We start from the raw sequence: 24,483 nt of genomic DNA, 5'->3' as shown, positions 1-24,483 counted from the left end.
TACCTGTTAAGTGTGAGTATGCTTTGGCTTGATTTACCAATGCAGCGAATGGGCTTAATGCCCAGCACCGCCATGACCACCATGCCCACCCGCGCTGTGTCCTCCATAGCCGCTATCGACCTCTTGGGAGCCATGCTTCACTGCTCCATCGCAGGAACTCAAAAAGAATGGTCCTCCGATTAACCCAATAAGCACTGCAATCATTCTAAAGGCTTTCAACATGGATACTCCTTGTAATAATAATCAACTCATTTACGCTTACTTTTTAAAGCGGCCAGTTTGTTTTGGACCAGAACGTCCACAGCCAAATCACTCACATCAATCGCATTGGTGATATGATGAATGGTATTACACGTGATGACTTGCACCCCTTTCATCTCAGATAATAAAGAATAAGCGTCTTCTGCAAACAGCGCATGCACACCAATACAAACGATGGACTTGCCCCCTGCTTGGTGTAAATGCTTCACCGTCTCTACCATGGTTCTGGCGGTGGAAATGATGTCATCGACGAGCACGAGTGTCGAGGATTCGAGCTCAGGAATAGTGGGTACTGAAATAGTCACCTCTTTATCACCACGTCGAATCTTTTCCAAAATCGCATAAGAAAAAGAACCTTTCTCTGCAATATCGGCAACCCACTGTTCACTTTCCATATCAGGACCAATAAGAATTGGCTTAGGAACATGATGTTTAATCCATGTGGCAATCATCGATGTGGCATGCAAAACAAAAGTGGGAATTGAGTAGATTTCATCTAAAGAGTGATAGCGGTGCAAGTGCGGATCAATGGTCATGAGCCAATCGAATGAAGTGGATAAAATGTCCGCAAAATAACGTGAAGTAATTCCTTCTCCTTCGTGAAAACGTTTATCTTGCCGTAGGTAGGAAAGATAAGGAGCAATCAATCCAACTTTTCGAGCCCCTAACTCTTTAGCCGTTTTGGCAAAAAACAACAAAGGCAGTATTTTTTCATCCGGCTGGTTTAAACTGTCCACTACCATAAGACTGCGATTATTAACCTCTGAATTGATTTTTAAGTACCACTCCGTATCTGGAAAGCGATGAAAAGTCACATCCCCCACCTCCACTTGCAGGCTTTCTTGTAATCGCCCAGCGATTTCTGAAGAATCAAATAATGAAAATAACAAGGGCTTCAAGGGTTTTCTCCTAAAATAATGATGTCTTGTTTATCGCGAAGTAAATCACAGGCGTAATGGAGCTCCCCTAAAGACTCCGAATGAATTGTAAACAAAGGCTCGCCTTGTTCAACGGATTCGCCGACATGGGCATGGAGGTCAATACCCGCCGATTTCGATTTTGGCGCACCAGCAAGCTTAGCTATTTTTGCAAGCTTTCGATTGTCAATGAGGGAGACTTTTCCTTCCTTTGCAGCCACAACAGGATAAGTAAAACGTGCCTTGGTCAATTCCCTCATCCCACCCTGAGCCTCACAAATGGCCTGAAATTTCTTAAACGCTTGCCCACTCTCCAATAATTGCGTCGCAATGGATTTACCTAAACCCGGTGGTACTTTCGAAGAACACTCTAACGCAGCACCTGCAAGCGTCAACGCTCGTTCACGCAAATCATTGGGCGCATCAGGCAACCCTTGTAATACTGCCAATACATCGCGAGCTTCTAACGATGGACCAATGCCATGGCCTACCGGCTGCGACCCATCCGTAAATAACGCACGGACAACAAGCCCTAACTCGTTACCTACCTCCTCAAGTGATTGTTTCAGAAGGAGCGCCATAGACTGATTCCTGACTTTGGCAGTAGGTCCTACGGGGATATCAATAACCGCGTGTGTGGCCCCTGTTGCAATTTTTTTAGAAAGAATGGAAGCCACTAATTGCCCTTCACTATCTAAATCTATGGCTCGTTCCACACGAATAAGCACGTCATCAGCAGGACTTAAACTCACAGCCCCACCCCAGACAATACAGCCATTTTCTTGTTCAACCACTTGGCGCATCTTTTGGGGACTTAAGTGGACTGGAGCTAAAGTCTCCATGGTATCTGCAGTTCCCGCAGGGGATGTAATAGCACGCGATGATGTTTTTGGAATCATCAATCCAAATGAAGCCACAATGGGAACTACAATCAGAGTCGTGCGATTTCCCGGTAATCCCCCCACGCAATGTTTATCAACGACCAGAGGCGAAGGCCAAGATAAACGATCGCCACTATCAATCATAGCTTTGGTGAGCTTCATCACTTCCGTACGGGTTAGACGTCCTGCGCCACTTGCCGCTAGAAAAGCGGAAATTTGTACATCAGAAAGTCGACCGCTTAACACATCATCAATAATCACTTTCATTTGCTCAAAAGACAGTTCATTGCCATAAATCTTGGCATGCACATAGCTTAAGGATTCCAAGGGTTTTGGATGAGAGACCTGAATTTCATCACCTTCTTTGGCATGTAAAGACTCCCAGGCGTAATCCGACAAACCAGCCTCACCAGGCTGAAGTAGCTCTGAGGTCACCACATTGAGGGTGGCTATAATGGAGCGGCTACCTAAAGTCACTTGGATACGGGTCTGTACTTCAAATCCTTCCGAGTGACAGACATGGCAATCCTCGCGCATGTAAATAATGGCTTCATGATAGGTTTTAATCCCTAAATGCTTTAAACGAAGCCCATGAGGGGTTTTCTTACTCACAACAAATCCTCCGTTTGCAGATAAGAAGGAATCGTGCAAGAAAAACCGAATTGCTTTTCAATCTTTTCTTTTAATGATTGAGCAGAGTGGGGTTCACCATGAGTAATAAAGACTTTTTTAGGCGGCCTAGCAAAGTGCTTAAGCCATCCTAACAGTTCTTGATAATCCGCATGAGCCGACGTACTGCTCATAACTACCACCTGGGCTCGTATCGGAATAAGACTCCCATGAATTTTGACTTGTCTCTCCCCATTCACAATTCGAGCACCACGAGTGCCACCCGCCTGAAAGCCAGTAAATAACAAAGTGCTTTTGGGATCGGGCGCAAACACTTTCAAATGATGGAGAATGCGACCTCCTTGCGCCATGCCACTAGCCGCTATGATGATTTGCGGCATGTGATGGCGGTCAATCTCCTTGGATTCCTCAGGTGTATTCACATAAGTAGCGATACGGCATAATCCCTGACATTGCTCTGCCGTTAAATGATGGTCTTCTTTATAGGTGCAGAGCAAATGAGTCGCGTCAATGGCCATAGGGCTATCTAAAAAAACCGGAATGTTTTTGGGTATAGCCCCTTGTCGTTTCAATTCGTAAATAAAATAAAGAAGACTTTGAGCACGTCCTACTGCAAAAGCAGGAATAATGACCGAGCCCCCTCGTTTAACGGTTTGATTAATCACCTGAGCCATTTGAGGCAAAGGATCTGTGGCATCATGCAATCGGTCACCATAGGTGGACTCCATCACCAGATAATCCGTTTCTTGAATGAAGGCAGGGGCTTTCATAACGGGATCATAAGGACGGCCAATGTCTCCAGTAAACACAATGGAACCCTTTTGGGTTTTTATTTTGACCATGGCCGCACCCACAATGTGACCAGCACGATGATACTCAAAACTGAAATCGTGAAACAATTGATGCGGAGTATCAAAATCGATCGTTTCAAAATAATTTAATGCCGTCTGAGCTTCTTTTTCAGTATAAAGAGGGAGAGCAGGCTTATGTTTTGAAAAACCATATTTATTGGCCAAGCGGGCTTCTTCTTCCTGCAGATGACCACTGTCGGGTAACAAAATGGAACACAGTGCTTTGGTACCCGGTGTTGTATAAATTTTGCCTTGGAATCCGTTTTTGACGAGCAAGGGAAGATAGCCTGAATGGTCAATATGCGCATGAGTGATAATCACCGCATCAATATCATGGGGATCAATTGGCAAGGGAGCCCAGTTACGTAATCGTAATTCTTTGTAGCCTTGAAAAAGACCGCAATCAATCAGGATTTTTTTAGAACCAATGGTCAAAAGATATTTAGAACCAGTAACCGTCTCAGTTGCTCCTAAAAAAGTTAATTTCATCTTGCCTCCGTTAAGTCTGCTGTTTTTTTCAAATCCATTTGGCCCCGCCACATCACATAAACCACAGGAATCACAATTAAGGTCAATAAAAGGGCAGAAAAAACCCCACCGACCATGGGTGCTGCAAGACGCTTCATCACATCAGCCCCAATGCCTGTAGCCCACATCACCGGTAATAGGCCAATGATGTTAGCAAGACCCGCCATGGCCATGGGACGAATGCGGGAGACCGCACAAAGTTGTACCAGCTGAATTAAATCGGGCAATGTTTTGAGCAACCCTTTTTCTTTTTGTTCATTGTAATCGGAATCAAGATAAGCGAGCATCACGGCACTGGTTTCAGCAGCAACACCGGCGAGTGCGATCATCCCCACCCAAACGGCAATACTCATGTTGTAACCTAATAAATACAGCAATAAAAAGCCGCCAAATAAAGCAAAAGGAACGCCAAGCATCACCATCAAGGTCTCGGTAATGGTGCGGAAAGTAAAGTAAAATAAGACAAAAATGATGGCCAAGGTCAGTGGCACAAAAATTTTAAGTCGCTCATAGACCCGTTGCATAAACTCGTATTGGCCCGACCAAGCAAGCGTATAGCCAGGAGGCAATTTCACTTTAGCGTTGACCACTTGTTTTAATTCCTCTACATAGCCGCCAATGTCCCGGCCACTGATGTCAATGAACACATAACCTGCTAACATGCCATTCTCATCGCGAACCATAGCAGGTCCTGAACGAAAGGTTAAAGTCACCAATTGCGCAACGGGTACCTCTGCACCACTGGGTGTTTTGACTAAAATACGATTGAGTTTGTCGGGGTCGTCGCGCAATTCTCGCAAATAACGCACATTCACTGGGTAGCGTTCACGCCCCTCAATCGTGGTGGCAATGTTTTCACCACCCACGGCCGATTCAATAATGCGATTAACGTCCATAATGGTTAAACCATAGCGAGCCAACTGGTCCCGATTAATTTGAAAATCAAGGAAGTAGCCTCCAGCCACCCGCTCCGCATAGACCGTACTGGTGCCCTTCACTTCTTTGGCCTCCATTTCAATTTCTTTGCCAATAGCTTCAATCTTTTTAATGTCAGGACCAAAAATTTTAATCCCTACCGCTGTTCGGATTCCTGTGGTGAGCATGTCATTGCGTGCTTTAATGGGCATGGTCCAGGCATTACTTACACCAGGAAATTGCAACGCTTTATCCATTTCGGCAACCAGGCTTTCATAAGTCATTCCTTTGCGCCAAAATTCTTTAGGCTTTAACTCCACAATCACTTCCATCATATTAAATGGAGAAGGGTCGGTGGACGTTTCGGCTCTTCCCGTTTTGCCAAAAACGTGCGCCACTTCAGGAAATGCTTTTAATTTTTTATCCATTTCTTGAAGTAAAGCGGTCGCCTGAGTGACTGAAATACCTGGTAAAGTAACCGGCATATACAAAATCGTCCCTTCATAAAGAGGGGGCATGAATTCAGAGCCAATGAGTTTATAAAGAGGAATGGTGGCAAGAGCCAATACAATGGCAATTCCCACCACAAATTGGCGATATCTCAAAGCAAGCCTCAACACGGGCGCGTACATGGCTTGCATCCACCGCGTAATCGGATGTTTTTGTTCAGGAATGATTCGACCACGTACCAAAAGAGGCAATAACACAGGAATTAAGGTGATAGCGAGTAAAGCGCTCATGAAAATGGCCAAGTTTTTGGTATAAGCCAAGGGCGAAAACAGCCGCCCTTCTTGGGCTTCCAAGGTAAAAACGGGCATGAAGGAGATGGCAATCACTAAAAGGGATGAGAAAATCGCAGGCCCCACCTCTTTCGCCGAATCGATTAACACCTGGGTGCGATCGCCTGGGCTTCCTTTTGCTTCCCAATCCGCTATGCGTTTATGGGCATTGTCGACCATGATGATGGCCGCATCGACCATATCACCAACGGCGACAATAATGCCGCCGATGGACATGATGTTCAGTCCAACATGTAAGAAATAAATGGGAATAAACGAAATCAAAATCGCCAGCGGCAAAGTAATAATAGGAATGAGTGCGGAACGAAAATGTCCTAAAAACACAATAATGAGTAACCCAACCACGACGAGCTCTTCAATCAAGTTCCAATTGGCCGTGGAAATCGCTTCTTGGATTAAGTTACTTCGGTCATACACAGGAACCATTTTTATCCCTTCCGGGATGGCCGAAGCCAATTCTTTCAATTTATCCTTGATGCGACCAATCACTTGCAGCACGTCTTCACCAAAGCGCATGATGACAATACCGCCCACAGCTTCGCCTTGGCCATTTAAATCGACCACCCCGCGGCGCATATCCGAGCCAAGTTGTACTGTGGCGACATCACGCAGTAAAATCGGCGTGCCATTGGCATTGGTGCCCACGGCAATTTTTTCAATATCCTCAGTAGACTTAATGTACCCGCGACCACGAATCATGTATTCCACGCCCGAAAACTCAATGACTCGACCACCGGTGTCGTTATTACTCATGCGAATTTTTTCAACAATCTCAGGAACCGATAGGTTGTAGGCAAGGACTTTGACTGGATCCAAATTGACTTGGTATTGCTTGACAAAACCTCCCACACTGGCTACTTCAGACACCCCAGGAATCGCTCTTAACCAATAACGTAAATACCAATCCTGAAATGTGCGTAACTCAGCCAGGTTATGCTTGCCATTGTCATCCACCAAGGCGTATTGATAAATCCAGCCCACTGGTGTGGCATCAGGGCCTAATTGGGGTGTTACCCCTTCGGGCAATTTTCCAGCCAGCTGACTCATGTACTCCAAGACACGAGATCGCGCCCAATAAATATCCGTACCATCCTCAAAAATGATGTAGACATAAGAAAAGCCAAAGTCAGAAAATCCCCGCACAGCAACAACCTTTGGTGCTGATAAAAGCGCAGTGACAATAGGATAAGTGACTTGATCTTCCATCAGATCGGGCGAGCGCCCCATCCAGGTCGTATACACAATGACCTGCGTGTCTGAAATATCAGGCAGCGCGTCCATACGGGTATTTTTCAAGGCCATATAGCCCATGAAAGAAAACCCAAGTACAAAAAGCAACACAATAAACCGGTTGCGTGCACAAAATTCAATAATCCGTTCGACCATAAAATCCCTTTATTTCAAGGCCAAATCACGCCTCTTTATTAGAGCTTCTTTCCCATTATAGCGATTCAGAAAGAAAATCTATTGATGTTGCATGCCTCCCATGGCCGCTTTCAACTGGCTCTCTGAGTCAATGAGGAAATTGGCAGACGTAATAATTTGATCGCCCTCTTTAACCCCTTTGACTATCTCAAGCAAATCACCGGCCCTAACTCCTAAGGTCACATCCCGCCATTCAATTTTGCCATTGCCATGGTAAATAAACACCACTGCGCGCTCACCTGTGAGTAGAACAGCATTTTTAGGAACTACAAGTCGTTTTCCTAAGGGAATTTTGAGTTCCAGATTCACATACATACCCGGTTTTAATTGCTCCTTCTGGTTGTCCACTTCAAAGCGAACCTTGGCGGTACGTGTTTTCATGTCAATCGTAGGGTAGATAAAATCAAGCTTGGCCTTAAATAATTCATTGGGCAAGTAGGTAAGGGTCAAATCAGCCATTTGACCAAGACGAATATAAGGAAGCTCATATTCGTAAATGTCCCCTAAAACCCACAAGCGTGATAAATCAGCAATGGTATAGAGTTCATCTCCTGGCTCAATGCGCATGCCCACCAGCGCCATTTTTTTAAGAACCGTACCTTGGATGGGGGAATGAATCGTCATCGTCCGGGTGATTTTGCCCGTACGTCTTAATTGCTCAATGTCTTTTTCGGATATCCCCCACAGCAACAATCTTTGGTGAGCTGCTTGAAAAGCAGACTTCGCACCACGAGCCGCACTCGATGTCGTATTTTTGCTTAATATTTTTTGGGCATTAAGGGCGAGCAAATATTCTTGCTGAGTGGCGACCAATTCAGGACTGTAAACGGTAAAAAGAGCTTGGTCTGCTTTGACTTTTTCTCCGGTAAAATTAATGAATAAGTTTTCAATCCACCCATCAAAGCGTACATGAATATGGGCAACGAGCCGCTCATCGGCTTCAACACGCCCCACAGTACGGATTATCTTTTCAACCACTTGGCGACGCACCGGCTCTGACGTAATGCCAATGGCTTGTAAACGAGCCGGATCAATCACAATCTCATTTCCTTGAGTGGACTGTTTCATGTCCATCTTGCCATGATTATCCATGGCCTGTTGCGCCTGAGTTACCTGCAACAACGAAAGTAAACTCAAAATAACCACACCCTTGATTATTCTCTTAAAATTCATAAGAACGTCCCTGTGCTTTCTTCGATTTGTGCTATCGCTTTCTCATGTTCAGCGAGTTCACCGTGCCATTCCAATTCATTTTCTTGCAGCGTCAATAAATTATTCAGCATCGTTAAGAAATCCACTTTGCCCACGCCGTAGGTGGCTTGCGATGAAGTAAATGTTAAGCTGGCTTGTGGAATGATGGTATGTTGAATCAGATGAATGAGTTTTGCAGAGCGCTCTGCCAACAAATAAGCATTTTTCACTTGAAAAGAAAGCATGCGATAGGTGGTCTGCAAATCCTCAATATCCGCATTATACCGCGCAAGTGATTCGCGCACGGCATGATTTTGCTTTTGCATAAAATAAAGAGGCACGGTTGCTTTTAACAATACTTGGTAGCCTTTGGTGTGCATTCCCGTATCATGAAGCTGTCCCCCTTCGATTTCCACATCAGGGAAATACTCCATTTTACTTAAGCGGATGGCTTGTCGTCCTTTTTGAACAGCACGTTGCTGCATGATTAATTGCGGTGCTCGGCTCTTAACGAGCGTATAAAAATACTCTAAATTATGACCCATTGGCGTTACAGGGAGCACTGCTGGTGTATGGATTGTAATTTCTAAGGAACGATTTAAAAGGCGATTGATATCCGCCTGCAGGGATCCCCGTTGTTGCTTTAAGATGACTAAACGCATCAGTAGACGAGAAATCTCAGTTTGGGCACGATAAATATCTTGTTGGGGTGTTTTCCCTACACTGTAATTGGCTTCGGAACTCTTTTCCATTTCATGAAGAAGTTCCTGGTTTCTTTGAACAATCTCGATGGACTTATTGACAAAATAAAGGTCGTAATAAAGCCGTTTTAATTCAGCAATGACGGCGAAACTAGTGGCTTGATATTCTGCTTCCGCTCTTTTGGCCTCGAGCGTTGCTATCCTTCCTCGCACAATAAGTTTGCCAGGAAAAGGAATTTCTTGTTGGCCACCCAACATTTGCTCGCGTCTTGGATCCACATCCATAGGGATATTCTCAGACATGTTGATATACCCTGCATTAAGCTTCGGATCAGGTAAGGCACGCGCTTGTGGAATCACATGGATTGCGGCCAGCAGTCGGTCGCGTGCCGCACGAATCTGAGGATTGTTTTGCGTGGCCTCCTTAATTAGCTGCGATAAAGCAAGCGGTGTCTTGGCATAAGATATTGGCCCTGTAAAACAACAGAAACCTAAGAAAATAGTGTAAGTGATTTGTTTCACACTAAAATGCTTCATTGGGTGCCTTCCTTAGCCGTTTCTGAGCTTCTATGATGAGCAAAGGCACCATGCCCAATAGAATCCAAACCAGGCATTGGGTGAATGAGACCGGTTGTATCCCAAATAATTCGCGCAATACCGGGATATGGTGAATTAAGACCTGCAGGGAAAAACTGATGCTCACAATAAAAAAGAGTCTTAAATTGGAGAACAATCCTACTTGCCAAATGTTCTTGGTGTCGCTTCGCGCTCCAAAGGCCCATAAAAGCTCGGCGGTTACTAAAACAGAAAAGGCCGCATCTTGGGCTTGAATTAAATCCTTATCGATTAAATATTCATAAGCAAACACACTAAGGATTACTAAAGCCTTTAAACAACCCACAAAGGTTACTCGTTTGAAAAACGCCATATCCATCATGGATTTTTGCGTGGCTCTGGGTGGACGATTCAAAATCCCTGGCTCTGACATATCGGTAGCTAAGCCAATGGCCGGCAAACCATCGGTTACTAAGTTAATCCATAATAATTGGATAGGAAGTAACGGCAGAGGCCAACCAATTAAAAGGGCTACAAACACAACCAGTAACTCCCCACTATTGCCTGCTAATAAATAGGCAAGCGTTTTGGCAATGTTATCGTAAATAGTCCGGCCTTCTTCAATGCCCGCCACAATCGAGGTGAAATTATTGTCCATGACAATGATGTCAGAGGCTTCCTTGGTGACCGCAGTACCAGTTTTTCCCATGGCAATCCCAACAGATGCTTCTTTTAAAGCAGGCGCATCATTCACCCCATCGCCTGTCATCGCCACCACCATTTGCTGTCTTTTCCAGGCCCGTACGATTTTTAATTTATGCTCCGCGGTCACACGAGCATAGACGGCAATGTCCTTAACGCAATGGTTAAATTCCTCCTCTGGCATATTTTCAAGTTCATTGCCAGTGAGCAATCGGTCACCTGCCTCCAAAATACCAAGCTCTTTGGCAATGGCTCTTGCCGTATCAGGATGGTCTCCTGTAATCATCACCGGTTTGATGCCGGCTTTTTTACAGCGACTGATGGATTCCTTGCTACTTGCATGAGGTGGGTCCTGAAGACCAATAAGACCTAAGAAAACCAGGTTATTTTCAAGCTCTTTCTCTTCTTTTTCTAAAGCTGCAGGCTCTAATTGGCGCTTCGCAAAAGCTAACAGTCGCAATGCTTCGCTGGCCATGAGTTCACAGGATTGTTTCATGCGCGCCTTATCATTCGGTGTTAATTTTTTAATACCTGTTTTGGTCAAAATATGGGTGCAGCGCTCCAAGATAATTTCTGGTGCCCCCTTCACAAAAGCGATGTGTTCATGGTCTTGTCGACACACGACCGACATGCGTTTGCGTTCGGAGCTAAAGGGTAACTCTTTGATACGAGGATAAGAGGCCTGTAGTTCCCCTTGCCAAAGGCCTCCTTTGGCAGCAGCAACCAAAAGTGCCACTTCAGTTGGGTCTCCCACAGTAGCTACCTGTCCATCTTGGCTCTCAAAACTCGCGTTATTGCAAGCCACCATCGCTTGCAAAGTAGCTTGCAACAACGGGTCTTCTGACACATTAATTTCTTGACCTTGAAGAGCAAACCCTCCCGAGAGGTTATAGCCTTCCCCATGAATGCTATAAACATCACTTGCTGTCACAAGCTTACGCGCCGTCATTTCCCCTACCGTCAACGTTCCTGTTTTATCCGTGCAAATGACTTGTAAACAGCCGAGTGTTTCAACCGCCGATAATCGCCTTACCAGTACGGCACGCCGTACCATACGTTGCACGCCGAGTGCTAAAGCCACCGTTACTACGGCAGGCAAGCCTTCAGGAATTGCAGCCACTGCAAGACTGACTGAACTCATGAACAAACTGAAGATAGGGATGTTACGTAAGAGACCTAAGCCAAAAATGGCAATGATAATGAAAAAGCAAAGCCACAATAGACGAGAACCCACTTGATTGAGTTTTTTCTGTAAAGGGGTTTCATCACGAGACGCTTCACCCAGCATTTTGGCAATGTGCCCCATTTCCGTTTGCATACCAGTCGCCACGACAAGCGCGCGACCTGTGCCATCGGCTATAGAGGTGCCCATAAACACCATGTTTTTACGGTCGGCTAGAGGCGTTTCTTTAGAGCAAACCTCTAGATTTTTAGCAACAGGTATGGACTCACCCGTGAGCGGCGCTTCATTAACCTTAAGCGCTGATAATTCAAAAAGGCGAGCATCGGCAGCGATTAAATCACCGCTTTCAAAAAGAAGAACATCACCTGGTACGATATCAGAAGCAGCAATCATCCTCGCGTGGCCATCTCGCAATACTGTGGCTTTAGGGGCCGCCATTTGTTGCAAAGCAAGCATCGCTCGATCGGCGCGATATTCTAAAACGAATCCAATAATGGCATTTAAAATTACAATAGCAAAAATGGCAATAGCGTCGGCTTTTTCATCTAATAAAAAAGAAACGATGACAGCACCTAAAAGTACCCAGGTAACCACGCTCGCAAATTGCTGCAAAAAAATGAGGAAAGGAGACGTTTTTTTCTGTTTGACTCAGCAGGTTGAGTCCCACTTCTTTTAACCGCTGTTCTGCTTCTTTCTCAGATAGTCCTAAAGATAAGTCAGTTTCAAACAACAATGCCATATCTGCAGGTGCTTGTTCGTGCCACTGTTCTGCCATAACAGCCATCCTTTGCATTCACTCACCCATTAGTCGGTGAGCACCATTTTACCCCATTTTTTAGTATCTAAGCGCTCTTATTACAAAAAATCGGCATCTTTCATATTTACTCTTTACTCTTTGAAATCCAATAAAAAGATTTTAGTGTTAGCGACCACCGCCACCATGCCCTACATGGCCTTGAGCGACATGCTCTTCCAGACTTTCAGTATTTTTACCGGTAGTGCCACTATTCATACAAGCAGTAAGTATCAAGCAACATGCCAAAACCATCCAATGACTTTGTTTCATGATGTTCTCGCTCTTTGATTTTAAAAGGAAATAATTACAATATAGGCTCTTTTCTGATAAAAGACAAAGTAGCGCTATGCTTTTGACAACGTCTTTTGCGTCTTACGTTAATTCAAAGACTTAGTTTGTGAAAGCATCTCTACTAATTGATGGAACATACGACATCAACCTCGTTCTCCCAATCCAACAGCTCGGTAAGATTACGTTATTCATCATCCTCATTTTTTTGATAAATAACTTACCGTTTTCTCTTTCCCCTTCACTACTGTCCTTAATCAAATCTACTAATTTTTTTATAGCACTCATGAAGGCTTCCAAATCAATGAAAAATCCCACAATGGTGACCCAAAATAAGTCTACTAATCAAATATTCATAATGCAAACTCGTCTAAGCAATTAAATAATCCCTATGCTATTTAGCAATCCATGATATCATTCTATTAACTGATTGAGGTGTATAGTCAACCTACAAGGACTATAAGAAAAATATCTCATAACCATTGGATTGTCTTGGAGACCGGAGTATCGTGATAAAATTGGCCACCCTCTTAATGAGCTTATTATTAATCAATTTATATCATTCTATCGCTACAGCATCCAATGCCCATTATCATTCTGTGAAAAATCATGCCACCCAGATTTTGAAATCATCGAATAACTCTACCATACGATTATCCATTCAAGAGATAATTGATAAAAAGAACCAGAAACTGATATTAATCAAGCTAATAGACATGAAAAACAATAAACCAGTCACCTCCAACGACTTGATTGAAGCGCATACACAAAAGATTCATTTGTTGATTATTGATGACAGTCTCACAGACTACAGCCATGTCCATCCAGTCGAAACAGCTACCCCTGGTGTCTATCAATTTGAATGGCAACCAACTTTTGAAAAAGCCTCCTATCGGGCATGGGCCGATTTATTACCAACCAATACCAAAACTCAAGAATACGTAATTGCTGATTTTCCATTGACAAAAACCATGAAAAAAACAGAAAATCATATGGACCGGCACCCATTCTCTGAAAGTACTGTCGATGGTTACACTTTCAAATTGTCTTTTGATAAAACACCATTACATGCGGGTAAACCAGCCATGGGGAAAATTGATATTACTGATGCTAAAGGAAAATCAGTTCATACCTTAGAGCCGATTATGGGAGCTTATGCTCATATTGTTGGTTTTAATGAAGATTTTAAAACGGTAATCCATGTCCATCCCATGGGCAAAGAACCAATAAAAACTTCTGAGAGAGGAGGGCCTGAATTGCAATTTCATGTGGAACCTAATAAAGCTGGCTTTATTAAACTGTTTGCCCAAGTACAAATTAATGGAAAAACTCTGTTCGTCCCCTTCGGAGTCACAGTAAACAGATAGCTTGCTCAATCCTTTCCCACACGGGTGATAAGAAATACTTTGATAACAATTTGCCCTCCTCCGAACATGGGATCCTAGTACTCTGCACCTAATTCTTTAGGGACAATTAAAAATTACTTAGAAGGGCATGATCGGATCTATTTTAGGAAGTAATTGTAGAAAGAGTGGGGAGCATATCCCCCATAAGAGAATATGCCTTGAAAAAAGAACAGAATAAACGAAGCATCTGTTCTCCAAAGTTGAATTTTTATTGGAACTAATCATAAAAGTTCATAAATAAATTAGAAAGGAAAAGGAGGTAGCTGATTCCTATCTCTAAGCCAGAATGGATGATGCCACTCTTCATAGATGGAAACGGGCATATTGCTTTGCTTAAATTCATCAAAAGATAAGTCGCAAAGAAACCATTTAAGGAATACCGCGCAAGTTTCCGGACTTATTAATTGACCGGACTGATAAGCCTCATCAAACATTTTATGTAAATGAAATGAAATCGTTTCTCTTAAAATTTTTTGAATTCTTGTATCCACTTCTCCTGGAATAACACAAGACACACCAATATTTTTCTCTGCTAACTCTTTTCTCACAATAGCAGTTACTTCATCCAAACCCGCTTTACTGGCACAGTATGTTGAACTTTCTTTAAGTTTCAGAGTGGCAGCTCTTGATGTAACAAATAAAATCCGAGACTTCTCAGGCATCTGCGCGGCAAGTAGTGCCGTAAGTTTCATTGGAGCTAATAAATTAACCTGAAAAACTTCGTCAATACTGTCACAATCGTATTCGGTCAACGGACGTGGAGGACTTTTCATTCCTGCATTTTGAACTAAAAGATGAAGCGGTATTCCAGATTCATTAATAATTTTAGCAGCCTGTTCGATATCACTATTGTGAGTAAAATTCGATTAAATGGGAACAAAACAAGGAAATAGCGCTTTAGTATCCTCTAAGCTGCTCACATCCCTTCCTGTTCCATAGACAACCCAGCCATCATCTAAAAGAATTTTAGCGAGTTCAAGACCAATTCCATGGCTGGCTCCGGTCACTAATGCAGCTTTATTATTGTTGATGTTCGTCATGAAGCATTCCTTGAAACTTAAGTTACTTTCGTGCGGTATGGTAATCAAAGTTGGCGAAAGTTAAAAGGTTATTCCTAATTCATGTGTTACTAATTGAGTTAATTCTGGAATACTCGCCTTGACTTGAATAATAGTAGGTAAAACCTGAAGCACCTGCTCAATACCAATGTCCTGCTGCTCTTTATCAGAACTAAAAGAACGGTTTATATTATATACTAGCCAATTGATCCAATTGCCAAGAACACCATAAAAAGCGGCTTCCAAATGATCCTGATTTATTGTTATTCCAGAAGACGCATATGTTTTTAGCATTTTTATAAATAAAGTTTTATTAAACAGCGGAGTAGTAATTCCACTCCAATCAAGAGCACCTACTAAGAAAAAACTAAAATGTATTTTAAAAAAATCGATAATCAACGTCTATTTTTCAATAATACATATACAGAAAAGTACTCTATAATTAACAAATAAATGGAGACTAATCGAAAGGAAAAATTTTATGCTTAGAGATATCGTTCTATTTTTTGCGGGATTTGAATTTTTTCATACGATGGCACACGTCTTTTTTGCATTTTTAGTTCCGTTAGACCTTAAATTTATAATTCTGACTCCCACTTTAAATACTTGGTCAATTGTTATCAATGCCCTGATTACTCTAGCTCTTCTTTGGTGGGCAAAACGATTACGAAGTAAGTAGTTATCTATCAAAATAATTAGGAAGAAAAATGAATAATATTAAATATGGATTTGGAAAAAAGACATTGTATTCATTTGATGATGCGATTAAAAAGGTTACTGAAGAACTACAAAAAGAGGGATTTGGAGTTCTTACAAATATTGATGTGTCAGCAACCCTGAAAAAAAAGTTAAATCAGGATATGCCTCCCTATCAAATTCTTGGCGCATGCAATCCCCAATTTGCTCATCATGCTTTAGAAAAAGAACCATCTATTGGTTTGCTTCTACCCTGTAATGTGGTTGTACGCCAAGATAATACAGGCATAGTGTATATTGAATTCATGGATCCGAAAGCGGTATTAGAATTGGTCAGCAATCCTGAAATTAATCATATCGCTAGTGAAGTCAGGAAGCGACTTGAGAGAGTATTAAACGCATTATAATTACTCATCTAAGGCTAAGACTTTAACATACGAAGACCACTTGCAATAACAATAAGCTCACTGATTTCATGAGCTAAAACTGCTATCGGCAACGTGAAATAACCTGTTATTGCACCGACAACAAGAGAGCTAATTACAATTATAGAAAGTCCCAAGTTTTGTAAAATTATATTCCAGGTTCGACGACTAAATGCGATAAGATAAGGTAATTTTAATAAATTATCACCCATTAAGGCTACATCCGCAGTTTCTAATGCAACATCGGTTCCGACAGCTCCCATAGCAACTCCTACATGAGCTGCTGCGAGTGCTGGAGCATCATTTACTCCATCACCAACCATCATTACCTTACCATAACGTCTTTCTAACTCTTCAATTTTTCGTGTCTTATCTTCTGGTGATAAATCAGAAAATACTTCATCAACACCCGCCTGTTCACCAATTGAAGAGGCAGTTATCAAATTATCTCCTGTGAGCATAACCACACGTTCAATACCCATCGATTTTAAGTTAGACACCATCTGCCTGGCTGTTGGTCTTAGAGGATCAGCAATTGCAATTAAACCGAGGATTTCCTTATCAGTTCCTAATAATACGACTGTCTTTCCAGCGGCCTGTAATTTATTTATTTCCTGTGTTAATGTTTCTATCAATAGGCCCATATCAATAAATAATTTTGGATTGCCTATGTAGAATTTTTCCCCATTGATAAAACCAAGTACACCTGAACCAGTTAATGACTTAAACTGTTCAACAGGATTATATTGAATATTTTCTTCATTGGCTTGTTGCAAAATGGCTTGGGCCATGGGATGCTGGGAACGCGATTCAAGAGTTGCTGCTGCATTTAAAATTTGGTTCCGAGTATGGTTATTCAATGGAATGATATCAGTAACCTTCGGTTTACCTTGTGTTAATGTTCCTGTTTTATCTAGTGCAATAACCTTTATCTTCACTAGTTGCTCCAAATATAAGCCACCTTTTAGTAATATTCCATTTCGACTTGCTGTGCCAAGAGCAGCTACAAGTGTAATGGGTATAGAAATCACTAGGGCACATGGTGCTGCAGCAACAATAAATACTGTGGCACGAATCACCCACTCTTGCCAAGGTTGCCCAAATAGAGGTGGTAAAGTAGCTATGAGTATTCCCACCAAAAGGACAAATGGACTATATAGGTTACCAAAACGTTCTATAAAACGTTGACTACGCCCCTTTTTGTCTTGTGCTTTTTCGACAAGAAATATGATACGAGATAATGTATTATCAGCAAATTTTTTGGTTGCACGAACAGTAAGAGTTCCTTCACCGTTTATAGTTGCAGAAAAAACTTTACTCCCTATAGTTTTTTCTACTGGAATTGACTCACCCGTAATAGGTGCTTGATTAACACTAGAATGTCCTGAAATGACTTCTCCATCTGTAGCAAGACTTTCACCAGGAAGAACAATGAATTCATCTCCAATGTGAATTTCTTCTATGGGTATTCGAAATTCAGTATTATTTCGCCGGATTAATGCTGTTTTTGGGGCAAGATCCATCAATGCTCGGATAGCATGCCGCGCTCTTTCACCAGAATAACCTTCAGCAGCTTCAGAAATAGAATACAAAAATACCAATGTTGCTGCTTCCGCCCATTGTCCCATGATACCAGCAACAATGGCAGCAAGAGACATCAAGAATTCAATACCGATTTCATATTCTTTGATAAATTCGTCTATTGCTTCGCGAGCGAAATAATATCCGCCAATTAAAACTGCGCCTACGTAAAACCCGTTAGCGATAATTTTTGGTAATGTCAAATATGAGCCTACAAAACCAATAGTTAATAATAAACCAGCTATAGTTGCTGTAATGACTTTGGGATTATGCCACAGCTTTGGCATTGGCTCTTTATGTGAAGAGCATGTCGAGCAGCCCATTTATTTTTACACTCCTTATTCGTAATTTTTTTAAACACTGATGCTATATGTCGCGTAAAAGTAACGGTTGTTAGAGAACCATCTCTATCATAGATATTGAACAGATCCATTTGCTTTGTTATTTCAATGTTACCAAGGGAATCAATTTATTGATGACCTAACCAAAATACTCCGTTTTATTATTAATACACTTGCTAAGCTGTTTGATGTTCCTCCAACAACAAGCAAAGCATCATCAAGAACTTATGATAATTATATCTCATTGATTAGAAAATATTTTAAAATATCATTCTCTAAAAAAACGGAGTATAAAGAACTGGAAGGATAGATTAAAAATGAGTTACTGCCAACTAACGGATCGTATTCCGAAGTGCTAAGCCAATTAATGAAGTTTAAATGATACTCCATGTAAAAAAATAGCAAGCATGATAAGAAAACTCACTAAGGAAATAATAAAAGATAATTTTTGCTTATTTTTTTGAAAATAAATCATAAGACTGAATAAAATAATGAGAAAAACAACAAACATGCCTAATACCCAAGCATTTATTATCACTTTTATTCCTAATTCTAGTCGTTATAATAATCATGCTCATGCTGAGCGTTTCCACCCGAACCTTTATTATGGCCACTTTCAGAATGTGCTCCAGAAGCAGGTTGTGTTTGAGTGCATGAAGTTAATCCAAATCCTGAAATAAGAATACCTATCAGTAAGAACATCTTAAATCTTGGCATAGTCATTACATCTCCATATATAATCATAAAAAAAATTCACCTTACTACATTGGAAAATAAAATACCTCATATACTAACATAATAAATACCCACTTTGATGAGGGTAAAAATCAATTATTTTACTTCATTAATAATTACAATAAGATTAAAACATTTAGTTTTGTAATGGATTTATGTTAATGAGCCATCAAATACCAAAATTGACTCATTTCCATCCTTTACTTTAAAAATATCTTAGACTTACGTTATTTTATTAACTACTTTCTTGATTAATCATCTGGAGACATATACAACAATCGCAAACCATTAGCCACTACGATTAAACTCGCTCCCATGTCTGCAAAAACTGCCATCCATAACGTTGCATACCCTACAAGAGCTAAAATAAAGAAAATGCCTTTAATCGCAATAGATAAACTGATGTTTTGATAAAGAGTACGTGCCGTCTTACGACTTAAATCAACATAAAAGGGAAGTCTTGCTAGATTGTCATTCATTAGGGCAACGTCAGCAGTTTCTAAGGCAGTATCTGTTCCTTTCCCCATCGCAAAACTCACGGTAGCTTTTGCCAATGCAGGGGCATCATTAATTCCATCTCCTACCATCCCAACGCTATGATAGTGTTCTAAAAGACGATTAATCGCTTGCAGTTTTTCCGCAGGCAATATATTTGCATTTACTTCATCAATACCTACTTTTTTAGCAATAGCCTGAGCCGTTACCGCATTGTCTCCCGTTAACATCGCGGTTTTTATGCCCCGTTCATGGAGTTGTGCAATCGCCTGTTGGCTTGTAACACGTAACGTATCAGCTACTGCAAAAATAGCCAAAACCGTCGTAGCATTACTTAATATTACGGTCGTTTTACCTTCTTCCTCCAAGCGCTTCAGCTCTTGTTCGACAAAATGATTGCATACCTGATTGTCTTCAGCTAACTGATGATTGCCTACAAAATAGAGTTCTTGACCCACCAATCCTTTTACTCCTCGTCCAGGAAGTGCTGAAAATTGTTCAATTTCAAGTAAAGCGTTTTGGGGTTGTTCCTGTTGCCAGTACTGTACTAAGGCATTAGCGACTGGATGCTCCGAGTGACTATCAAGGCTTGCAGCTAACAATAACAAACTCTCCTTAGTTCGATTTTCATCCCAAGCTATGAAGTCAGTTACAACTGGCTTTCCTTCCGTTAAAGTACCTGTCTTATCTAAAGCAATTAACCTCAGTCGATGACCAACCTCTAAGTAGCTTCCTCCTTTAATAAGAAGCCCTTGTTTTGCTGCCGCTGCAAGGCCACTTACAACAGTCACGGGTGTTGAAATCACTAAAGCGCAAGGGCAAGCAATAACTAATAAAGTCAGTGACTTATAAAGAGAATCATAAAAAGGATAACCAAATGCTAAAGGTGGAATTAATGCAACAAAAAAAGCCATCAATACCATAATTGGAGTGTAATATTTAGAAAATTGATCAACAAATCGTTGCGTTGGGGCTCGATCCGCTTGCGCTTGCTCTATCGCTTTACCAATTTTAGCAAGCAATGTATCGCCTGACGCTTTACTGACCTGCACTTCAAACGCGCCGTGCTCATTTAATGTTCCTGCAAAAACCAAATCGCCTACTTTTTTTGTTATTGGCATTGATTCACCAGTAATCGGCGCTTGATTGACCGTGCTCTGACCTGAAATAACAACACCATCCAGAGGAATACGCTCTCCAGGTTTTACTCTAAAAACAGCACCAGGCACCACTTTTTCAATGGCCAAGGTTTGCCATTGACCATCGTCCTGTTTCACCGAAGCTACCTCAGGGGCAATTTGCATTAAGCTTCGAATCGCAAGACGTGCTTTATCTAAGGAGTAGCGCTCGATACGTTCAGCCAATGCAAATAAAACAGTCACCATTGCCGCTTCAGGCCACTCTCCAATAAGAACAGCCCCTGCTATCGCAATGAACATCAAGCTATTGATATTCATTGTTTTAGTCCCTAAGGCAAGCCACCCTTTTTTAAAGGTAGAAGGCCCACTAAGACCAATAGCCAACAAAGCTGGAAGAATAGTCCAAATGGATTGTTCCGTAGCCAAAAAATAAGCTGCCAGCTCAGAAAATAGGGCAAGAAAACCTGCTAGTCCAATAATTTTCCAGGAAAAATCCAACGATAATTGTTTTCTTTGTGGTATAGGTAAAGTGCTTTCCAGCGTTCGAACACTCATTCCCAACACCTCAATGCGTTTTTGCAATTCTTCACTTGAAGCCAACCGGTGATGAATGGTAACTTCTTCAGCAATAAAATTAAAATCCAACTGCTCCACTTCAGGAATATCCTGAAACTGCTTTCTGATAAGCTGCTCTTCTGCTGGACAATCAAGTCCTGCAACAAAAAATTTGATTTCATTTAAAGGTACTGTCATTTGGTTTTCCGCATTGTCCGTAAAATATAACCCTTGCAATGAATGAGGCATCACAAGAACATCGTCTGATACACATCACTCTGTGATCTCTTGTTTAAGACCTTGCTTCTTGCGTCGCTCATGAAATATATAATACAACCCTGGCAATACCAGTAATGTCAAAAATGTGGAAGAGATAATTCCACCAATAACCACAGTAGCCAGAGGTCTTTGTACCTCAGAGCCTGTACCCGTAGCTAATGCCATGGGGACAAACCCTAATGATGCGACCAGTGCAGTCATTAATACTGGACGAAGACGAGCAAGAGATCCTTGCAACACCGCATCCTTTAAATAGTATTTCTTCTGTTCGCGTAGCTTATTGATGAACGTAATCATCACCAAACCATTTAAAACAGCGACTCCTGACAAAGCAATAAATCCTACTCCTGCTGAAATTGAAAGTGGAATACCTCGCAGCCATAAAGCAAAAACGCCTCCAGTCAAAGCCAAGGGAATACCAGAAAATACTAGCAATGCATTACGTGCGTTCCCAAAACTCATAAATAAGAGTAGAAAAATACCTAATAAGGTTATGGGCACCACAATTTGCAATCGTTGCGATGCAGATTGCAGCTGCTCAAATTGGCCACCCCAGGTTATCCAATAACCACTAGGTACCTTAACCTTTTGCTCGATACGCTGTTTCGCTTCATTGACAAAGGAACTTAAATCTCTATTCCTCACATTTGCAGTGACTACTACACGACGTTTACCCACTTCACGACTGATTTGATTGGGACTTTCACTGCGTACCATTTTAGCAACTTCACTCAATGGAATAAAATGACGCTCTCCGTCTTTTGCAAGAGGTAACGGAATAAACACTTGCCTTAAAACAGTAGGGCTTGTACGTAATGCCTCAGGCAGGCGCACGATTAAATCAAATCGCTTGTCACCTTCAAACAATTCTCCACCTTTTTTCCCCCCTGCAGCAATGACTATAGCGTCTTGGACATTACCAATTTGTAGACCGTAACGAGCCAATGCATCACGATTGATTTCTATGGTCAGAAGCGGCAACCCACTGACTTGTTCGACTTTCACATCAGAAGCACCCGGTACTTTTTTAAGCTCTGCACTAATTGCGTCCGCAGTCTTTAATAAAGTAGGCATATCATCACCGAACACTTTCACTGCGACATCGCTTCGAACTCCTGAAATTAATTCATTAAAGCGCATTTGAATCGGCTGGGTAAATTCATAATTATTTCCTGGAATTTGTTTCACAGCCTGCTCAATTTCTTGTACAAGTTGTTGTTTGCTTTTCTTAGGATTAGGCCATTCGTTACGTGGCTTGAGCATAATAAATGTATCAGCCACATTAGGCGGCATGGGATCAGTAGCAACTTCTGCGGTCCCCAATTTGGCAAACACACGTTTTACTTCAGGAAATTGCCGCACGCGTTTTTCAACTAAATCTTGCATAGCAATGGCTTGAGTTAAACTGGTTCCAGGAATACGCATCGCATGCATAGCAATATCCCCCTCATCAAGACTGGGAATAAATTCCCCACCTAAGCGAAACGCAAGCATAAAACTGATAATAACCAGAACAACTGCTGCTCCAATCACTTGCCTACGTGCATGAAAGCACCGTCTTAATACTTTGGCATAACCTATAGAAAGGAAGTGAACCAGTCGATTTTCTTTCTCTTGTATGTGTCCTCGTAAAAAAATAGCGACCGCTGCCGGTACAAACGTTAAGGCAAACAGCATGGATGCCAAAAGTGCAATAATGACGGTTTCTGCCATGGGCAAAAACATTTTTCCTTCAACACCTGTTAAGGTTAAAATAGGCAAATAAACCACGGTAATAATAAAAACACCAAAAATACTAGGTCGAATCACTTCAGTGGTAGCATAAGCAATGGTCTTTAAACGCTCTTCAAGGTTTAAAATTCGCTGTAGAGCATGCTGTTGCTCTCCTAAATGCTTGATGCAATTTTCAACAATGATAACCGCTCCATCGACAATCAAACCAAAATCAAGTGCACCTAAACTCATTAAGTTGGCACTGATTTGATTAGTCACCATACCAGTGATAGTCAGCAGCATGGATAATGGAATGACCATCGCCGTAATAAGCGCGGCGCGAACGTTTCCCAGAAAGAGAAATAAGATAACGCATACCAATAAAGCACCCTCAAGTAAATTCTTCTTCACAGTATTAATGGTGGCATTAACAAGCAATGTCCGGTTATACACCGTGACCGCTTCGACTCCCTCGGGTAATGATTTATTAATTTCCTTCATTTTTGCAGCAACGCGTTGAGACACGGTACGACTATTTTCGCCCATTAGCATAAACACCGTTCCTAAAACGACCTCATCACCATTTTCCGTTGCAGCACCCGTTCTTAGCTCCTTGCCAAGAGCCACCTCTGCTACATCACGAATTCGAACAGGAGTTCCCTCAAAGTTTGCCACCACAATATTTTCTATGTCGGCGATATTCTTTACTTGACCTGGTACACGAATAAGATTTTGCTCGCCATTTCGTTCAATATAACCTGCTCCAACATTGGCATTATTGCGTTCAAGTGCTTCAACAACATTATTTAAGCTCAGACCATAACGCACCAATTTGGTTGGATCGGGGGTAATATGAAATTGTTTTTCATATCCACCAATGGTATTAACTTCTGCCACCCCTTCTACATTGCGTAATTGGGGTTTAATTATCCAATCTTGAATAGTGCGTAACTCCATTGGGTTGTAGCGTTGGCTTTTAGGTAGGTTTGATTTGTTAGTCACGGTATACATAAAAATCTCACCAAGTCCTGTTGAAATAGGACCTAATGTTGTTTCTGCTTCTGGTGGTAATTTATCTTTGACTTCCTGTAAGCGTTCGTTAATAAGCTGTCGTGCAAAATAAATATTCGTTCCATCTTTAAAAACCACAGTCACTTGCGATAGGCCATAGCGCGATAAAGAACGGGTATAGTCAAGATTAGGCAGACCACTCATGGCCAATTCAATAGGAAACGTAATACGTTGCTCCACCTCAAAAGGCGAGTAACCTGAGGCTTGTGTGTTGATTTGTACTTGCACATTGGTGATATCAGGGACTGCATCAATGGGAAGGCGTTGAAAATTGTAAACACCAAGCACTGCGATAATAAATGTAAACAAAAGAACAAACCAACGGTGTTTTAAAGAAAAACGTATGATTTTTTCAAGCATCACTA

General features: G+C 41.7%; 15 protein-coding genes and 3 pseudogenes. 2 read left to right on the top strand and 16 right to left on the bottom strand.

Going from position 1 to position 24,483, the window contains the following annotated elements:
* Window positions 1-54 precede the first annotated feature (54 nt).
* The 9 genes and pseudogenes from LPG_RS15225 to LPG_RS15220 form a co-directional block, all read right to left on the bottom strand.
* Window positions 55-222 carry a hypothetical protein gene (locus LPG_RS15225; RefSeq protein ID WP_015444661.1) on the bottom strand — a complete coding sequence of 56 codons (168 nt, stop codon included), beginning with the start codon at window positions 220-222 and terminating at the stop codon, window positions 55-57.
* 26 nt (window positions 223-248) lie between these two features.
* The gene (locus tag LPG_RS05085) at window positions 249-1,160 is read right to left on the bottom strand and encodes a ribose-phosphate pyrophosphokinase (RefSeq protein ID WP_010946758.1); all 912 of its coding nucleotides are present in this window, start codon (window positions 1,158-1,160) and stop codon (window positions 249-251) included.
* Window positions 1,157-2,671 carry a thymidine phosphorylase family protein gene (locus LPG_RS05080; RefSeq protein ID WP_015444662.1) on the bottom strand — a complete coding sequence of 505 codons (1,515 nt, stop codon included), beginning with the start codon at window positions 2,669-2,671 and terminating at the stop codon, window positions 1,157-1,159. Before LPG_RS05080 ends, LPG_RS05085 begins: the two co-directional genes overlap by 4 nt.
* Window positions 2,668-4,029 (bottom strand): MBL fold metallo-hydrolase RNA specificity domain-containing protein, encoded by a 1,362-nt coding sequence (locus LPG_RS05075; RefSeq protein ID WP_010946756.1) that lies wholly within the window; start codon window positions 4,027-4,029, stop codon window positions 2,668-2,670. The genes LPG_RS05080 and LPG_RS05075 overlap by 4 nt, the downstream gene beginning before the upstream one ends.
* Window positions 4,026-7,169 (bottom strand): efflux RND transporter permease subunit, encoded by a 3,144-nt coding sequence (locus tag LPG_RS05070; protein ID WP_010946755.1) that lies wholly within the window; start codon window positions 7,167-7,169, stop codon window positions 4,026-4,028. The genes LPG_RS05075 and LPG_RS05070 overlap by 4 nt, the downstream gene beginning before the upstream one ends.
* A 78-nt stretch (window positions 7,170-7,247) precedes the next feature.
* Window positions 7,248-8,381 (bottom strand): efflux RND transporter periplasmic adaptor subunit, encoded by a 1,134-nt coding sequence (locus tag LPG_RS05065; protein WP_010946754.1) that lies wholly within the window; start codon window positions 8,379-8,381, stop codon window positions 7,248-7,250.
* Window positions 8,378-9,637: a TolC family protein gene (locus tag LPG_RS05060; RefSeq protein ID WP_010946753.1), complete on the bottom strand. Its 1,260-nt coding sequence runs from the start codon at window positions 9,635-9,637 to the stop codon at window positions 8,378-8,380. Before LPG_RS05060 ends, LPG_RS05065 begins: the two co-directional genes overlap by 4 nt.
* A pseudogene (locus tag LPG_RS05055) lies at window positions 9,624-12,315 on the bottom strand (cation-translocating P-type ATPase). Before LPG_RS05055 ends, LPG_RS05060 begins: the two are co-directional and overlap by 14 nt.
* Window positions 12,316-12,462: 147 nt before the next feature.
* Window positions 12,463-12,606 carry a hypothetical protein gene (locus tag LPG_RS15220; protein WP_015444664.1) on the bottom strand — a complete coding sequence of 48 codons (144 nt, stop codon included), beginning with the start codon at window positions 12,604-12,606 and terminating at the stop codon, window positions 12,463-12,465.
* A 527-nt stretch (window positions 12,607-13,133) separates the two neighbouring features.
* Between LPG_RS15220 and LPG_RS05050 the strand changes: the two genes are divergently transcribed.
* Window positions 13,134-13,991 (top strand): hypothetical protein, encoded by an 858-nt coding sequence (locus tag LPG_RS05050; protein ID WP_015444665.1) that lies wholly within the window; start codon window positions 13,134-13,136, stop codon window positions 13,989-13,991.
* 281 nt (window positions 13,992-14,272) lie between these two features.
* Here the strand turns inward: LPG_RS05050 and LPG_RS05045 are convergent.
* The 3 genes and pseudogenes from LPG_RS05045 to LPG_RS05035 form a co-directional block, all read right to left on the bottom strand.
* Window positions 14,273-14,878 (bottom strand): annotated as a pseudogene (locus LPG_RS05045) (SDR family oxidoreductase); the annotation flags it as partial.
* Window positions 14,879-14,896: 18 nt separating this feature from the next.
* A complete protein-coding gene (locus LPG_RS15460; RefSeq protein WP_010946749.1) occupies window positions 14,897-15,070 on the bottom strand; it encodes an SDR family NAD(P)-dependent oxidoreductase in 174 nt (57 codons plus the stop codon).
* Between the two features lie 60 nt (window positions 15,071-15,130).
* Window positions 15,131-15,439: pseudogene (locus LPG_RS05035) on the bottom strand (acetyltransferase); the annotation flags it as partial.
* A gap of 356 nt (window positions 15,440-15,795) precedes the next feature.
* Here LPG_RS05035 and LPG_RS05030 point away from each other — a divergent pair.
* Window positions 15,796-16,191 carry a DUF302 domain-containing protein gene (locus tag LPG_RS05030; RefSeq protein WP_010946746.1) on the top strand — a complete coding sequence of 132 codons (396 nt, stop codon included), beginning with the start codon at window positions 15,796-15,798 and terminating at the stop codon, window positions 16,189-16,191.
* 14 nt (window positions 16,192-16,205) lie between these two features.
* On the opposite strand, the gene LPG_RS05025 is transcribed toward LPG_RS05030, so the two are convergent.
* The 4 genes from LPG_RS05025 to LPG_RS05015 form a co-directional block, all read right to left on the bottom strand.
* Window positions 16,206-18,113 carry a heavy metal translocating P-type ATPase gene (locus LPG_RS05025; RefSeq protein WP_010946745.1) on the bottom strand — a complete coding sequence of 636 codons (1,908 nt, stop codon included), beginning with the start codon at window positions 18,111-18,113 and terminating at the stop codon, window positions 16,206-16,208.
* 570 nt (window positions 18,114-18,683) lie between these two features.
* The gene (locus LPG_RS15215) at window positions 18,684-18,854 is read right to left on the bottom strand and encodes a hypothetical protein (RefSeq protein WP_015444669.1); all 171 of its coding nucleotides are present in this window, start codon (window positions 18,852-18,854) and stop codon (window positions 18,684-18,686) included.
* Window positions 18,855-19,117: 263 nt separating this feature from the next.
* Window positions 19,118-21,253, bottom strand: coding sequence for a heavy metal translocating P-type ATPase (locus LPG_RS05020; protein ID WP_027223829.1), 2,136 nt, complete (start codon window positions 21,251-21,253; stop codon window positions 19,118-19,120).
* 75 nt (window positions 21,254-21,328) lie between these two features.
* Complete coding sequence (locus tag LPG_RS05015; protein WP_015444671.1) at window positions 21,329-24,478, bottom strand: efflux RND transporter permease subunit; 3,150 nt, start codon at window positions 24,476-24,478, stop codon at window positions 21,329-21,331.
* Between the last annotated feature and the right edge of the window lie 5 nt (window positions 24,479-24,483).

The sequence above is a fragment of the Legionella pneumophila subsp. pneumophila str. Philadelphia 1 genome, from assembly GCF_000008485.1.
In the GTDB taxonomy this organism is placed as follows: Bacteria; Pseudomonadota; Gammaproteobacteria; order Legionellales; family Legionellaceae; genus Legionella; species Legionella pneumophila.
Note: the sequence above shows the minus strand (reverse complement) of the source record. Positions and strands in the feature narration are given on the sequence as shown.